A 15,262-nucleotide genomic window follows, 5' to 3' on the forward strand; every position below is an offset into this window, starting at 1 on the left:
TCATCGGGGCCAGAGGCGCCAGGAGACGACGCCTCATGCACAGGCCGGATATATGGCAGCAACCTGTTCCTGCATCGATGACCGAAGCCTTGCAAGCAGGGAGGAGACCATATATGGGTTCACAGCGTTTTCGTGTCACGCCTACCTGTGCCAACTCATTACCATCTTGATGAGGGAAGCACTGATGTCTCAACCACGCGAATTTGATTACATCATTATCGGCGCAGGCTCCGCGGGCAATGTGCTCGCTACCCGCCTCACCGAAGACAGCAGCGTCAGCGTCTTGCTGTTAGAAGCGGGCGGCCCTGACTATCGTTTCGATTTCCGCACCCAAATGCCTGCTGCCCTTGCCTACCCGCTGCAGGGCAAGCGCTACAACTGGGCGTTTGAAACCGACCCCGAACCGCATATGGACGGTCGTCGAATGGAGTGTGGTCGCGGTAAAGGCCTTGGCGGCTCCTCGCTGATAAACGGCATGTGCTATATACGTGGCAATGCACTCGATTACGACAACTGGGCCAAGCAGCCCGGCCTCGAAGATTGGGACTACCTTAGCTGCCTGCCCTACTTCAAAAAGTGCGAAAGCCGCGACATTGGAGCCAACAGCTACCATGGCGGCGATGGCCCGGTCAGCGTGACCACACCTAAAGATACTAATAACCCGCTTTATCGCATCTTTATTGAAGCGGGCAAACAGGCTGGCTACCCGGAAACCGAAGACGTTAACGGCTACCAGCAAGAGGGCTTTGGCCCCATGGATCGCTTCGTCACGCCCAAAGGCCGCCGCGCATCCACAGCTCGGGGCTACCTGGATACCGCCAAACAGCGCCACAACCTCACCATTGAAACCCATGCCGTTACCGACGTTATTGAGTTTGAAGGCAAACGTGCAGTAGGTGTGCGCTATGAGCAGAAAGGCGAAAAACAGCAGGCCTACGCCCGTCGTGAAGTGCTGCTCTGCGGTGGCGCTATTGCTTCCCCACAGATTCTTCAGCGCTCAGGCATCGGTAACCCGGAACTGCTCAAAGAGCTCGGTATCGAAACAGTTCACGCCCTTCCCGGCGTAGGTGAAAACCTCCAGGATCACCTGGAGATGTACATCCAGTACGAGTGCAAAGAGCCGATTTCCCTCTACCCGGCGCTGAAGTGGTACAACCAGCCCAAAATTGGCGCCGAGTGGCTGTTCAAAGGCACCGGCGTGGGCGCCAGCAACCAGTTTGAATCCTGTGGTTTTATCCGCAGCCGCGATGAAGAAGAGTGGCCCAACCTGCAGTACCACTTTCTTCCCATCGCCATCAGCTACAACGGCAAAAGCGCGGTACAAGCCCACGGCTTCCAGGCTCACGTTGGCTCCATGCGCTCAGAAAGCCGCGGGCGTATTCGCTTGACCTCGAAAGACCCACACGCTGCGCCCAGCATTCTGTTCAACTACATGGCCAAAGAGAAAGATTGGCAAGAGTTCCGCGACGCCATTCGCCTCACCCGGGACATCATCGGCCAGCCCGCGTTTGATAAGTACCGTGGCCGTGAAATAGCCCCCGGCCCAGGCGTCCAAACAGATGCCGAGCTCGATGCTTTCGTCAAACAGCACGCCGAAACTGCCTACCACCCCTGCGGCAGCTGCCGGATGGGTAACGACGATATGGCGGTCACCGACGGTCAGGGCCGCGTTCATGGTGTTGAGGGTCTGCGCGTGGTCGATGCTTCACTCTTCCCGGTGATACCCACCGGCAACCTGAACGCGCCGACGATTATGCTGGCGGAGAAAATCGCTGACCGTATCAAGGGTCATGAACCGCTTCCCCGCGCCAGCGTAGACTACTATGTGGCTAACGGCGCACCGGCCAAACGCGCCTGAACATTTAGTCGGTTTTCTACTCCAAACGCCATGGCCTGCCGCCATGGCGTTTTTTTTGATGAGCGCATCGCATTTGCAGCGCTAAACATGCCTAAATACTTGCACGAGGCGGGTACCATCTGCCAATATTCAAACAAGTGTTCGATTGATCATTTTAACCAGCACTAACACTTTACTAACAACAGCTGGCCAGCAATAAAGGCCACCAACTGAGAGAGACACTATGCTCACCCTACTTCTTATCGTGCTCGCCATTACTGGCTTGCTCGTCGTGATGCGTCGCGAGGCAGGCGCCCCCGCGGCAATAGCGGTGCTTGGCGTATTGGGCCTTGTTGGCCTGCTGTTTGACGCCGAAGTTATTGGCGTACTGCTGCTGATTGGCGCAGCTGCCGTGGCAGTGGCTGGCTTGCCAGCACTGCGTCGCAAGTGGCTCACACCGCGCCTATTCGCCACCTTTAAAAAGGTAGCACCTAAAGTGTCTGCTACAGAGCGTACGGCCCTGGAAGCGGGCAGCGTCTCCTGGGATGGCGAGCTATTTTCAGGCAAGCCCAATTGGGACAAATTGCACGCCTTTAAAGACGATGGCCTGCGCGACGATGAAAAAGCCTTTCTGGCCAATCAGTGCGCCAAGGCTGCTGGCATGTGCAACGCCTGGGATATTGCTCAAGAGCGCGCCGACCTGCCCCAGCAGCTGTGGGACTACCTGAAAAAAGAGGGCTTCTTCGGCATGATTATCCCGAAGGAGTACGGCGGCCTTGGCTTCTCGGCCAAAGCGCAGTCCATGGCGCTGCAAAAGCTTTCTGCTAACGAAACCCTGATGGTGACCGTAGGTGTACCCAACTCCCTCGGCCCTGGCGAGCTACTGCTTAAATACGGTACCCAAGAGCAGAAAGATCACTACCTTCCGCGCCTCTCAGATGGCCGTGAAATTCCCTGCTTTGGCCTCACCGGCCCCCGTGCCGGTTCAGACGCTACCTCGCTGCCAGACACCGGCGTAGTCTGCAAAAAGACGATCAATGGCGAAGAAGTACTTGGCCTGCGCCTTAACTTCGAGAAGCGTTGGATCACTCTGGCGCCCATCGCCACTGTAGTGGGCTTGGCCTTCCGCTTGTTTGACCCGGAAAAACTGCTCGGTGACGAAGAAGACCGTGGTATTACCCTGGCGCTGATCCCCCGCGACACTGCTGGCATGGAAATCGGCCGTCGTCACCACCCTATCGGCAGCCCCTTTATGAATGGCCCGATTATTGGTAAAGATGTCTTTGTGCCGCTGGATACCATTATTGGCGGCCCGGATATGATTGGCCAAGGCTGGCGGATGCTGGTGGAGTGCCTCTCGATTGGCCGCTGCATCACCCTGCCGTCAGGCGCTACCGGCACCGCTCGCTACGCCCTGGGCTGGAGCGGTGGTTTCACCCGCGTTCGTCGCCAGTTCAACGTGCCGGTTGCCGAGATGGAAGGGGTGCAAGAGCCTCTCGCTCGTATGGCGGCATTGGCCTACATCTCCCAGGCCACTGTGTATCAAACTGCCAATATGATCGACCACGGCGAAAAACCCGCCGTCCCTTCGGCGATTCTGAAAAGCCAATTGACCGAGTTTCAGCGCGTCATCCTTAGCGACGCCATGGACGTTCACGGCGGCAAGGCGGTCACCCTAGGCCCGCGTAACTACCTGGGAATCGGCTACAGCGCCAACCCGGTAGCGATTACCGTGGAAGGCGCCAATATCATGACCCGCAACCTGATGATCTTTGGCCAGGGCGCGATTCGCTGCCATCCATACGTACTGGACGAGTTGGCGGCGAAAGACGCCAACGATATGAAGGCGTTCGATAAAGCCTTCTTCGGCCATACGGGCTTGATCTTCGGCAACGCAGCCCGCGCCTTTACTCTGGGCTTTGGCATCGGCAAAGCCAGCGTACCCTTCGATGGCCCCGCAGCAGCCTATGCCCAGGATATCGCCCGCCTCTCTGCTGGTTTTGGCCTGTGTGCCGATGCTGCAATGGCGAGCCTGGGCTCAGCGCTGAAGAAACGTGAAATGATCTCTGCGCGGCTGGGTGATGTGCTCTCTAATCTCTACCTCACTTCCATGGTGCTCAAACAGTGGCAGGCAGGTAGCAAGGTAGAAGGCGAAGAGGCACTGCTGCACTACAGCTGCCGCTTCCTGCTCCAGCGTGCTGAGCAGGCGTTCGTGGAGATTTTCGATAATCTACCCAACCGTGCGCTGGGCAAAACGCTCAACGCTGTAGTGATGCCTACTGGCCGCCGCTGGAACAAACCCCACGACGATCTGGCCCGGGATATTGCCCAGCGTGTTTCTACGCACAGCGCCCTACGCACGAAACTGTTGGAAAACACCTGGGACGCAGACGACGGTGAACAGCGCAACCCGCTGGCCCGCTACAACGCCCTGCTGGTGGATTATGACCGCGCCGAAAAAATCTATCGCACCGTCAACAAGGCCTATGCCAAAGGCGAGCTGCCGCAGACAGCGCTTCACCCTGAAGCACGGGTCGAGGCTGGCTTGGAAAAAGGCTTGATCAGTGCCGAGGATGCCGACTTTATGCGCACCTTCGAGGCCGAAGTGCTGGAAATGCTCACCGTGGACGATTTCGCCTACGATGCCTTTGCCAAGAACAAATCCACACTGATCGACCATAATGAAAAGCCTGCGCCAGCGTCCAGGCAGGAGAAAGAGGAGCAGGAAAACGTTAAGTAACCCCCCTTTTTCAAAGCGTTACCAGTAAACGAGCCGACTCCTGAGTACCAGGGGTCGGCTTTTTTGTGTTCACTTTCTACGCCTAAATGCGTAGACCAATGCGCCAAAAACGCGTTGCAAGTTCGCAAACGATCAACTAGCCTTTCGTAAACGAAAACGATCTATACTATTCCAACAACCTGATCCAACAACCTGATCCAACAGCCTAATTAAACAACCCTATCCAATAACAACGACGCTAGCGAGATCGGCATGTCCTTACATTTGCAAAATATCGACCACATCGTTAACGGTGTGCCGCATATCAGCGGAATAGACCTAGCCCTTGAGCCGGGCTCCTTCAACGTACTGTTGGGTCGAACGCTGGCCGGAAAAACCACCCTGATGCGCCTAATGGCAGGTCTTGAACCGCCTACCAAAGGCAAGATCATCATGGATGGCAAAGACGTAACAAATGTTTCGGTGCGCAAACGCAACGTCTCCATGGTGTACCAGCAGTTTATCAACTACCCCAGCCTCACCGTTTACGACAACATTGCCTCGCCGCTTAAATTAGCCAAGCAACCTAAAAGCGAAATTGATAAGCGGGTTGGCGAAATTGCTGAAATGCTGCATATCGAACACCTGCTGAATCGCTACCCCCAGGAGCTTTCGGGAGGCCAGCAGCAGCGTACCGCCATGGGGCGGGCGCTGGTCAAAGACGCCGACTTAATCCTGTTTGATGAGCCGCTGGTCAACCTGGACTATAAACTCCGCGAAGAGCTGCGCGACGAACTACGCGAGCTGTTTAAAGCGCGTAACTGCATTGCGGTATACGCCACCACCGAGCCCAATGAAGCGTTAGCGCTGGGCGGCAACACGGCGGTTCTTCACGAAGGAAAACTGCTTCAATACGGCCCTACCGAGCAGGTCTATCGCGAGCCCAACGGCCGTTTCAGCGCAGAGATGTTCTCCGAACCACCCATCAATATTGTTCCCGGCCAGTTGACCGACAGCGAGATTACCTTCGATCAATCGCTGCACTTTCCCTGCGATGAGAAGCTAAAACGCCTTGAGCCAGGGGATTATGACTTTGGCGTGCGGGCGTCGCACCTCACCCTGCAACCCCAGCAGGCCGATGACCTGGCGCTGGATGTGCATGTAGATGTAGCAGAGATTAGCGGTTCAGAAACGTTTCTGCATGTTCACCATGAGCGCTTTCCTCTCGTTCTGCACTTAGCGGGCATACACCAGTTTAGTGTTAATCAACCCCTGAAAGTGTACTTCCCTACCCACCAGCTTTACGCCTTCGACAAGCAGGGCCACACAGTACATATTCCTGCACGTCAGGGAGGAGCTGCCCATGGCTGAGATCACGTTAAAAGGTTTGGCGCACTCCTACGAAAAAGCCCCCAAGGGCGCAGCGGATTACGCCATCCGCCAGATGGAACACGTATGGCACAAGGGCGGCGCTTATGCACTACTGGGCCCTTCAGGGTGCGGTAAATCGACCCTACTGAACATTATTTCTGGCCTGCTGGAACCTTCAGAGGGTGACGTGCTGTTTGACGGCCAGCGAGTCAATGAGCTGCCCCCGGAAGAGCGCAATATTGCCCAGGTGTTTCAGTTCCCGGTGATCTACGACACCATGACGGTGTTCGACAATCTCGCCTTTCCCCTGCGCAATATGAATACCCCCGAGTACCGGGTGAAACCCAAGGTGCTCGAAGTCGCCGATATTCTTGAGCTAACCCCGCTATTGGATCGCAAAGCCAAAAACCTGACCGCCGATGAGAAGCAGAAAGTCTCCATGGGCCGTGGCTTGGTGCGCGACGACGTCACGGCCATCCTGTTTGACGAACCGCTCACCGTGATCGACCCGCAGCTCAAGTGGAAACTGCGCCGCAAGCTCAAGGAGATTCACGAGCGCTTTAACATCACCATGATCTACGTGACCCACGATCAGCTGGAGGCCTCTACCTTCGCGGATAAAATTGCCGTGATGTACGAAGGCCAGGTGGTGCAATTCGGCACACCTCGAGAACTGTTCGAACGCCCGGCGCATACCTTTGTGGGTTACTTTATTGGCAGCCCCGGTATGAACTTTATGGCCGTCGAATTCAGAGACGATCAAGTCATGTTCGGCTCGCAGCCGCTACCGGTTAGTGGGCAGATGAAGCACGCAGTCGCCAACGCTAGCTCGGCCAATATCAAGCTGGGCATTCGCCCTGAGTTTATTGCTATCTCCTCAAGCCCTTCAGCCGATAGCGTGCCGATTCAAGTGGTTAGCGTGCAAGACCTGGGCACCTACTCCCTGCTGACTTTCAAGCTCAACGAACAAACCTTTAAAGCCCGCCTGCCAGAAGGACACCCGCCGGTGAGCAAGGCGGCGTTTGCGCACTTCGATTCTGCCCATGTGGCGCTGTATATCGATGAATACCTGGTGGAGGCCGGCCATGAATAACAAAGTACCCAATAACAGAGCCTGGCTACTGGTGCTGCCCATGCTGGTATTGGTGGCATTCTCCGCCATCATTCCGCTAATGACCGTAGTCAACTACTCGGTGCAGGACGTACTCGGCCCCAACGCACGCTTTTTTACCGGCACCGAGTGGTTTCAAAGCATGCTCAATGACGACGCGCTGCAGGCGGCGTTTCTTCGCCAAATATCGTTTTCACTGATTATTCTCGCCATTCAGATTCCGCTAGGAATCGGTATCGCGCTGATTATGCCCAAACGCGGTTGGCAGGCCTCGGCGGTGCTGATCCTCATTACCCTGCCGCTGCTAATCCCTTGGAACGTGGTAGGCAGTATTTGGCAAATCTTTACCCGCGGCGATATCGGCTTAATGGGCTGGGGCCTGCGCCAGCTAGGTGTCGAATACAATATTACTCGTAATGCGGGCGATGCCTGGGTAACGATCATCTTAATGGACGTGTGGCACTGGACCCCGCTGGTGGCCATGCTGTGCTACAGCGGCCTGCGCTCGATTCCCGAAGCTTACTATCAGGCAGCGCGTATCGATCGGGCCTCGAAGTGGGCGGTGTTCCGCTATATCCAGCTGCCCAAGCTTACCAACGTACTGGTTATCGCCGTACTGTTGCGCTTTATGCACTCCTTTATGATCTACGCCGAGCCCTTTGTATTGACAGGTGGTGGGCCAGGCAGCGCCACCACCTTCTTAAGCCAATCCCTGACCACCATGGCGGTCGGTCAACAGGATTTAGGCCCTTCTGCAGCGTTCTCGCTGATCTACTTCCTGGTCATTCTGCTGGTGAGCTGGGTGTTCTACACCACCATTATGAATATGCAGAAAGACAAACCGCCGCATGGAGGTGCTTAACATGAGCTATCAACTCGAAAACACCCAGCGCGGTGAAAAGTACAACACGATTTTTAGCAAGGTGTCACCGGCCAAGCGGCGTAACCGCACCGCCCGGGCCCACTGGCGCTCGCGTATCTTGCTTGGCCTTTATCTGGCGCTGATGATTCTGCCCATTTACTGGCTGATCAATATGTCGCTCCAGACCAATAGCGAAATTCTCGGCTCTATGACGCTATGGCCCCAGAACCTGACCTTTGATAACTATATCGGCATCTTCACCAACTCAAGCTGGTACATGGGCTACGTTAACTCGATACTCTACGTGGCGATGAATATGCTCATCACCATTTGCGTCGCGCTACCCGCCGCCTACGCCTTTAGCCGTTACACCTTTATTGGCGACAAGCATCTGTTTTTCTGGCTGCTGACCAACCTAATGGCGCCACCTGCGGTATTCCTGCTGCCCTACTTCCAGCTCTACTACTCAGTGGGCTTGTTTGATACCCACATTGCTGTCGCGCTGGCTCACTGCCTATTCAATATCCCGCTGGCTATCTGGATTTTGGAAGGCTTTATGAGCAGCGTACCTAAAGAGATCGACGAAACCGCCTATATCGACGGCTACAGCTTTCCGCGCTTTTTCGTCAAGATTTTTATCCCCATGATCCGTTCCGGTATCGGCGTCACGCTGTTCTTCCTGTTTATGTTCTCCTGGGTAGAACTACTACTGGCACGTACGTTGACCGCCACTGATGCGCAACCCATCGGCATGATCATGACACGTACCTCCACAGCCTCCGGAATTGACTGGGGCACCCTGGCCGCTGCGGGGGTACTCACCATTATTCCCGGCATTCTGGTGGTCTACTTCGTTCGCAACCATATCGCCAAGGGCTTCGCCCTGGGCCGTACCTGAGGAGATCTCACTATGTCTTGGATGGTATGGACAGTGCCCACCGCCATATTCTTTTCATCGATTGCCGCCATGCTGGCAGGCATGACGGTATGGGAGATTTTGTCGCCCACCATCGAGCGTAAAGGATTTTTACCCATTGCCACCACTCGCGGGGATCGGCTGTTTATCGGCCTGCTCTCAGCGGCCTTTATCCACTTGGGGGTGATTGGCTTCACCTCACTCTCCATTTGGATTGCACTAGCGGTATCAGCCGTATGGCTGCTGGTTTTAATGCGCTGGGGTTAGCCCTTGGGACTAGCTTTTGGGCAATGCCACCAGCGTTTAATCGGTATCAAGGACGGCCAAGCCATCAAGGAAGAACACAACAAAACGAGGTCAACATGCAAAAGCACTGCAATAAATCCAAACTCACGAAATTCAGACTGACAACCCTCGCCGCCAGCTTGCTGCTGGCATCGGGTACGCTGTCAGCGCAGGAAGAGGATACCCGCGCTATTGCTGAGCGCCTGGTCGATGAGCACTTCCAAAACTCGACGCTGAGCCGTGAAGAGCAAATCGAAGAGCTGATGTGGTTTGCCAAAGCCGCCGAGCCTTTTCGGGGCATGGATATCCAAACCGTTGCCGAAGGTCTCACCACCCACGTTTATGAAAGTGAAGTGTTAGCGGAAGCCTTTAGCGAGCTCACCGGCATCAATCTGACCCACAACATCATCGGTGAAGGTGATGTGGTGGACACCATGCAGAACCAGATGCAGTCGGGTAACAGTATCTACGACGGCTTCGTCAACGACACCGACGCCATCGGCACGCATATCCGCTACGGCACGACTATCAACCTAACTGAGGCGATGGAGAACGAGTGGGCCGACTACACGCTGCCTACCCTCGACCTGGATGATTTCATTGGCTTGCAGTACGGCACCGGGCCAGATGGCAGCCTCTATCAACTGCCTACCCAGCAGTTCGCCAACCTCTACTGGTTCCGCTATGACTGGTTCCAACGCGAAGACCTGCAAGAGCAGTTCCGGGAAATTTACGGCTACGACTTAGGCGTGCCCACCAACTGGACAGCCTATGAGGATATTGCCGAGTTCTTTACCGAACACGTAGGAGAAATAGACGGCACCAAAGTGTATGGCCACATGGACTATGGCCGCCGCGATCCGTCGCTGGGCTGGCGCTTCCACGACTCCTGGCTCTCCATGGCGGGCATGGGAAGCCCCGGCGTACCTTCTGGCAACCCAGTGGATGATTGGGGTATTCGCGTCAATGAAGATAGCCAGCCGGTAGGCGCAAGCGTCAGCCGCGGCGGCGCTACCAACTCACCCGCTTCGGTATTTGCCATGCAAAAAGCCGTTGATTGGCTACGCGACTTTGCTCCACCCGAAGCGCAGGGCATGACCTTTGGTGAAGCGGGCCCGGTACCTGCACAGGGGCATATTGCCCAGCAGATCTTCTGGTACACCGCCTTTACCGCCGATATGACCGACCCTGCGGTTGCGGTGACCGACGACGAAGGCAATCCGCTATGGCGCATGGCGCCTTCCCCTACCGGCCCTTACTGGGAAGAGGGTATGAAGGTGGGCTACCAAGACGTGGGGGCGTGGACATTCTTTGACTCTACCCCGGAAGACCGGCGCACCGCGGCGTGGCTGTTCGGCCAGTTCACCGTGTCTAAAACGGTGTCGTTAGAAAAACTCATGCATGGTTTAACGCCGATCCGTGAATCTGACATTTTCTCTGAGCAGATGACCGAAATGGCGCCCAAGCTGGGTGGCCTGGTGGAGTTCTACCGCAGCCCCAACGAGTCAAACTGGACGCCTACCGGTACCAACGTGCCTGATTACCCACGCATGGCCCCGCTATGGTGGCAGAACCTGGCCCCCGTCATGAGTGGTGAAGTCACGCCTCAGGAAGGTCTCGACAAACTGGCGGCGGATATGGATAGCACCATGCATCGTCTCGCCCGGGCCAACGTCTTCGACAGCTATGCTCCCGTACTCAACGAAGAGCAGGATCCGCAATACTGGCTGGATCAGGAAGGCTCACCCAAACCCAAGCTGGAGAATGAAATGCCGCAAGGCACCACCGTTCCTTATGACGAAATGATGGAAGCCTGGATGGAAGCCGGTACGCGCCAATAATCACCACGCGTAACGCTTGCAGGGCGGGCAACCGCCCGCCCTGTCAAGGGTTTCATTGGCGGCAGGCCATAGCACAAGAGAAAACACCCACGGCAACCGGGCTATTTATTGGTTAATTGGATCCGCTATGAAACTGCGAAATCGAAACATTGAAAAATTACCTCACGAGACCTTTGATGCCCTGATTATCGGGGGCGGTATTAACGGCGCAGCCACGGCGGCGGCGCTGGCTGGCAAAGGCGCAAAAGTCGCGCTGATTGACCGCGGCGACTTCGCGGGCAGTACCAGCATGCACTCCTCCAACCTAGTGTGGGGAGGCATTAAGTATATGGAAAGCAAGGATTTTGCGCTGGTTCGCAAGCTGTGCAAAAGCCGCAATCACTTGATTAAGAGTTACCCTTCCACGGTGCAGGAGATTCGTTTCCTGACCACTATTTCAAAAGGTTTTCGCCACTCGCCTCGCTACCTGTGGGCGGGAACCTGGCTGTACTGGCTAATGGGCAATGGCTTCACGAAACTGCCGCGCCTGCTCTCGCCGAAAAAAATCAAGCAACAAGAGCCCATTATCGATATCAAGGACTCCGTGGGCGGCTTCGAGTACTCCGACGCCTACCTCCACGATAACGACGCACGCTTTGTATTTAACTTTGTGCGCCACGCGCTTAACTATGGAGCAACTGCCGTCAACTACGTGGAGTCACTCGGCGCCGAGCGTGAAGGTGATCTATGGGTGACCAAAGCGCGCAACGTGATGGATGGCAATACTTTCGATATCCGTGCCAAGGTGTTGATCAACGCCGCCGGCCCTTGGGTAGATCAGCACAATGAGCTCACCGGCCAAAAGACCACTCATCATCACCTCTACTCCAAAGGCATTCATCTCATTGTTCCGCAGCTAACCGACTCGCAGCGAGTGCTGGCTTTTTTTGCCGACGATGGCAGGCTGTTTTTTGTTATTCCCATGGGCAATCGCACCTGTATCGGCACCACCGATACCCACATGGAGCACCCTGAGGTGGACGTTACCGCCGAAGATATCGCTTTTGTGCTGGAGAATATCAATAAACGCCTCACCTTGGATAAACCGCTCACCCAGGATGACATTATCTCAACGCGCTGCGGCGTAAGACCGCTTGCCATTAAAGATAACCAGGGCAGTGACCGCGACTTTCTACAGCTATCGCGAAAGCACGTGATCGACACCAATGCCGAAAGCGCCCATATCAGCATCTTTGGCGGTAAACTTACCGACTGTTTGAACGTTGGCGATGAGATTGCCGAAGCGGTGGGCCGCCTGGGCGTTGCCCTGTCAGACCCCAATTTTCAGTGGTATGGAGAACCGCCCAAGCCCGTGAAACAGCAGTTTATGGATCAAGCCAAGCGCATGAACCTGGATGCCATGACGGCCTCTACCTCATCCGAGCTGCTCTCCATTCGGCTTTGGCGCCGCTACGCCGATCAGGCCATACCGATGCTTGAGAAAATCCGTCAGGATCCCGCTCAGGGCGAAATTTTAATCGAAGGCACAGAGTACATCCGCTGTGAGATTGAGCATGCCCGCGACCACGAGATGATCACCCAGCTCGAGGATTTCCTGCGCCGTCGCGCGAAAGTCTCACTGGTGGTGCCTCATGAACAATTACGCCAATCCAGCGGCTTAAAGGAGGCGTGTCGAGTGCTGTTTGGCGACGACGCTGACGAGCGTTTTAACCAGTACTTTGAACAAAATCGCGATACCGCGCTACCGCCGACTTCTTCTGTGGTTTAACCTCTTTATTGATTAAATATATTCAGTGATTAAACATATTCAGTGAATAAACTTAAAAAGCCCCCTCATATCAATGAGGGGGCTTTAGTGTGTGTAAACAGAACAGTTATTAAGAACAGTCATTAAGCGTCGGCGACTGGGCCCTACCTAGGTAGAGCGCACGCGTGAAACGGCGTCCAACCAGCCCTGATAGAGCTGCTCGCGGGTGGTCTCTTCCATCGTCGGCATAAAGCTTTTCTCACAGCGCCACAGCTGCTCGATCTCTTCCAACGTTTGATACCAACCTAGACGCAGCCCAGCTAAGTAAGCCGCGCCCAGTGCGGTGGTCTCCAAAATAGTTGGGCGATCTACCTGAACACCTAGCATATCGGCAAGAAACTGCATCACCCAGCTATTCTTTACCATGCCGCCATCGACGCGCAAAGTGCCTGGTGGAGCCTCCATATCGTCGTTCATGCAGTGCTGTAAATCGCGGGTTTGATAGCACACCGCTTGCAGGCCAGCGGCCACTATTTCAGCGATGCCGGTGTCCCGGGTTAAGCCAAAAATAGCGCCGCGTGCCTTCGGATCCCAGTGGGGAGCGCCTAAGCCGGTAAAGGCGGGCACCAGATAAACGCTGTGACCACTGCGGGTCTGCTGGGCCAGAGCTTCGGTTTCCGATGCGTCGGCAAACAGGTTTAGGCCATCGCGCAGCCACTGCACCGTCGCCCCGGCCACAAAAATGCTGCCCTCCATAGCGTAGGTCGGCTTACCGTTAAGCCGGTAGCCAATCGTGGTCAGTAGGCGATTACGCGACAGCGACGGTGTTTCACCGGTATTCACAATCATAAAACAGCCGGTGCCGTAGGTGCTTTTGCCCATCCCCGGTTGAAAGCACGCCTGCCCCACTAAAGCCGCCTGCTGATCCCCCGCCACCCCAGCAATGGGCAGCGCAGCGCCCAGCCAGTGCGCTTCGGTAGTGCCAAAATCATCGCTTGAGTCTTTTACTTCAGGCAGTAAATTGGCGGGAATATTAAACAGCGTCAGCAGCTCTTCATCCCACTCCTGGGTATGGATATTAAACAGCGCCGTACGTGAAGCATTAGTGGCATCAGTCACGTGCTGCTGACCACCGGTCAGCCGCCAGATTAAAAAGCTATCCACCGTACCGAATGCCAGCTCGCCATGCTCAGCGCGCTTCCTGGCACCCTCAACGTTATCTAATATCCAGGCAAGCTTCGTAGCTGAAAAGTAGGGGTCAATTAAAAGACCCGTTTTCGCCTGAACGACATCGGTGTGGCCTTGATCGCGCAGCGACTGGCACAAATCTGAGGTGCGGCGATCCTGCCAGACGATGGCGTTATAGAGTGGTTTACCGGTTTGCCGATCCCAAACAATAGTGGTTTCCCGCTGGTTGGTAATACCGATGCCGGCTATTTGCTCAGCAGAAACCTTAGCGTTGTGCATGACGTCCCGACAGGTTGCTACCACCGTCTCCCAAATATCTTCGGGGTTGTGCTCAATCCAGCCGTCGTGGGGGAAATGCTGGGTGAATTCCTGCTGGGCAACAGCGGCCACTTGGCCTTGACGATCAAACAGAATGGCGCGGGAGCTGGTGGTACCTTGATCAATAGCGAGTATAAAAGAGGACATATCGAGTTCACTTTGTTGTATTGTCTTTCGATTTTGTATACTTACTTTCGCTTTATTATCATCCAAGGCTACTCCAGCCATCCAAAATGCTCAAGGATGAAACTACCTCATTAAGCAATTTCATCAAGCAATCTCATCAAGCAATGTACAGCGCCACATCGTGCTGATTGAGCAATCGCAGAATCGCTTCCGGTGGCTTGCGGTCAGTAAATAACGCATCCAGCTGTTCCAGATTCCCCTGCCGCACGACCGGGTTACGGTGAAATTTAGAGTAGTCTGCCGCCAAATAGATGCGCCGGGAATTGGCAATAATTGCCTGGGCCACGCGCACTTCCTGGTAGTCAAACTCCAGCAGCGAGCCATCCTCGTCGATACCACTGATACCGATAATGCCGTAATCCACTTTAAACTGATTGATAAAGTCGATAGTGGCTTCGCCGATAATGCCGCCATCCCGGGAGCGCACCTGGCCACCGGCGATAATCACGGTGAAATCCTCTTTATGCTGCAGGATGGCGGCAACATTAAGGTTATTGGTAATAATCTCAAGGCCCTGGTGTTCTAACAGCGCTTGAGCAATCACTTCGTTACTGGTACCGATATTGATAAACAGTGAGGAGTGATTAGGGATATGCTGGGCTAAACAGCGGGCAATACGCTCTTTCTCTTCCAGATGCAGCGTCTTACGCGTGCTGTAGGCGGTATTCACCGTACTTGACTCGATTCCCACCCCACCATGGACGCGTCGCACCCGCCCTTCATCGGCCAGGGTATTCAAATCGCGGCGGATGGTTTGCGGTGTCACGGCAAAATGATCGGTGAGCTGTTCGATACTCATATAGCCTTGCTGGCGAACCAGCTCGACAATGGCATCCTGACGAAATTGTTGATTCATAAGCCCGGCCTGTTCGATTTTTATT

The 15,262-nt window shown here is 55.1% G+C and carries 11 protein-coding genes; 9 read left to right on the plus strand and 2 right to left on the minus strand.

What is annotated here, in order from left to right; translation table 11 throughout:
• The first annotated feature begins 184 nt into the window (after positions 1 to 184).
• The 9 genes from betA to QT231_RS16980 all read left to right on the plus strand — a co-directional run bounded on the left by betA (position 185) and on the right by QT231_RS16980 (position 12,710).
• Positions 185 to 1,858 (plus strand): choline dehydrogenase, encoded by a 1,674-nt coding sequence (gene betA / locus QT231_RS16940; protein WP_308338014.1) that lies wholly within the window; start codon positions 185 to 187, stop codon positions 1,856 to 1,858.
• Between the two features lie 223 nt (positions 1,859 to 2,081).
• Positions 2,082 to 4,577: an acyl-CoA dehydrogenase gene (locus QT231_RS16945; RefSeq protein ID WP_308338015.1), complete on the plus strand. Its 2,496-nt coding sequence runs from the start codon at positions 2,082 to 2,084 to the stop codon at positions 4,575 to 4,577.
• 252 nt (positions 4,578 to 4,829) lie between these two features.
• Positions 4,830 to 5,927: an ABC transporter ATP-binding protein gene (locus tag QT231_RS16950; RefSeq protein WP_308338016.1), complete on the plus strand. Its 1,098-nt coding sequence runs from the start codon at positions 4,830 to 4,832 to the stop codon at positions 5,925 to 5,927.
• On the plus strand, positions 5,920 to 7,020 hold the full coding sequence (locus QT231_RS16955) for an ABC transporter ATP-binding protein (protein WP_308338017.1): 1,101 nt from the start codon (positions 5,920 to 5,922) through the stop codon (positions 7,018 to 7,020). The genes QT231_RS16950 and QT231_RS16955 overlap by 8 nt, the downstream gene beginning before the upstream one ends.
• On the plus strand, positions 7,013 to 7,900 hold the full coding sequence (locus QT231_RS16960; RefSeq protein ID WP_064233048.1) for a carbohydrate ABC transporter permease: 888 nt from the start codon (positions 7,013 to 7,015) through the stop codon (positions 7,898 to 7,900). Before QT231_RS16955 ends, QT231_RS16960 begins: the two co-directional genes overlap by 8 nt.
• Position 7,901: 1 nt before the next feature.
• On the plus strand, positions 7,902 to 8,798 hold the full coding sequence (locus tag QT231_RS16965) for a carbohydrate ABC transporter permease (protein WP_308338018.1): 897 nt from the start codon (positions 7,902 to 7,904) through the stop codon (positions 8,796 to 8,798).
• Positions 8,799 to 8,810: 12 nt separating this feature from the next.
• Positions 8,811 to 9,083, plus strand: coding sequence for a DUF2160 domain-containing protein (locus QT231_RS16970; protein ID WP_035578838.1), 273 nt, complete (start codon positions 8,811 to 8,813; stop codon positions 9,081 to 9,083).
• Between the two features lie 95 nt (positions 9,084 to 9,178).
• Positions 9,179 to 10,942 carry an ABC transporter substrate-binding protein gene (locus tag QT231_RS16975; protein WP_308338019.1) on the plus strand — a complete coding sequence of 588 codons (1,764 nt, stop codon included), beginning with the start codon at positions 9,179 to 9,181 and terminating at the stop codon, positions 10,940 to 10,942.
• A 127-nt stretch (positions 10,943 to 11,069) separates the two neighbouring features.
• A complete protein-coding gene (locus tag QT231_RS16980) occupies positions 11,070 to 12,710 on the plus strand; it encodes an FAD-dependent oxidoreductase (protein ID WP_308338020.1) in 1,641 nt (546 codons plus the stop codon).
• Positions 12,711 to 12,857: 147 nt separating this feature from the next.
• Here the strand turns inward: QT231_RS16980 and glpK are convergent, their stop codons facing one another.
• Entirely contained in the window at positions 12,858 to 14,342 is a 1,485-nt protein-coding gene (glpK, locus tag QT231_RS16985) for a glycerol kinase GlpK (protein WP_308338021.1), read from the minus strand.
• A 136-nt stretch (positions 14,343 to 14,478) separates the two neighbouring features.
• Positions 14,479 to 15,237: a DeoR/GlpR family transcriptional regulator gene (locus tag QT231_RS16990; RefSeq protein ID WP_308338022.1), complete on the minus strand. Its 759-nt coding sequence runs from the start codon at positions 15,235 to 15,237 to the stop codon at positions 14,479 to 14,481.
• Between the last annotated feature and the right edge of the window lie 25 nt (positions 15,238 to 15,262).

It is taken from the genome of Halomonas sp. SpR1, from assembly GCF_031010175.1.
GTDB lineage: Bacteria > Pseudomonadota > Gammaproteobacteria > Pseudomonadales > Halomonadaceae > Vreelandella.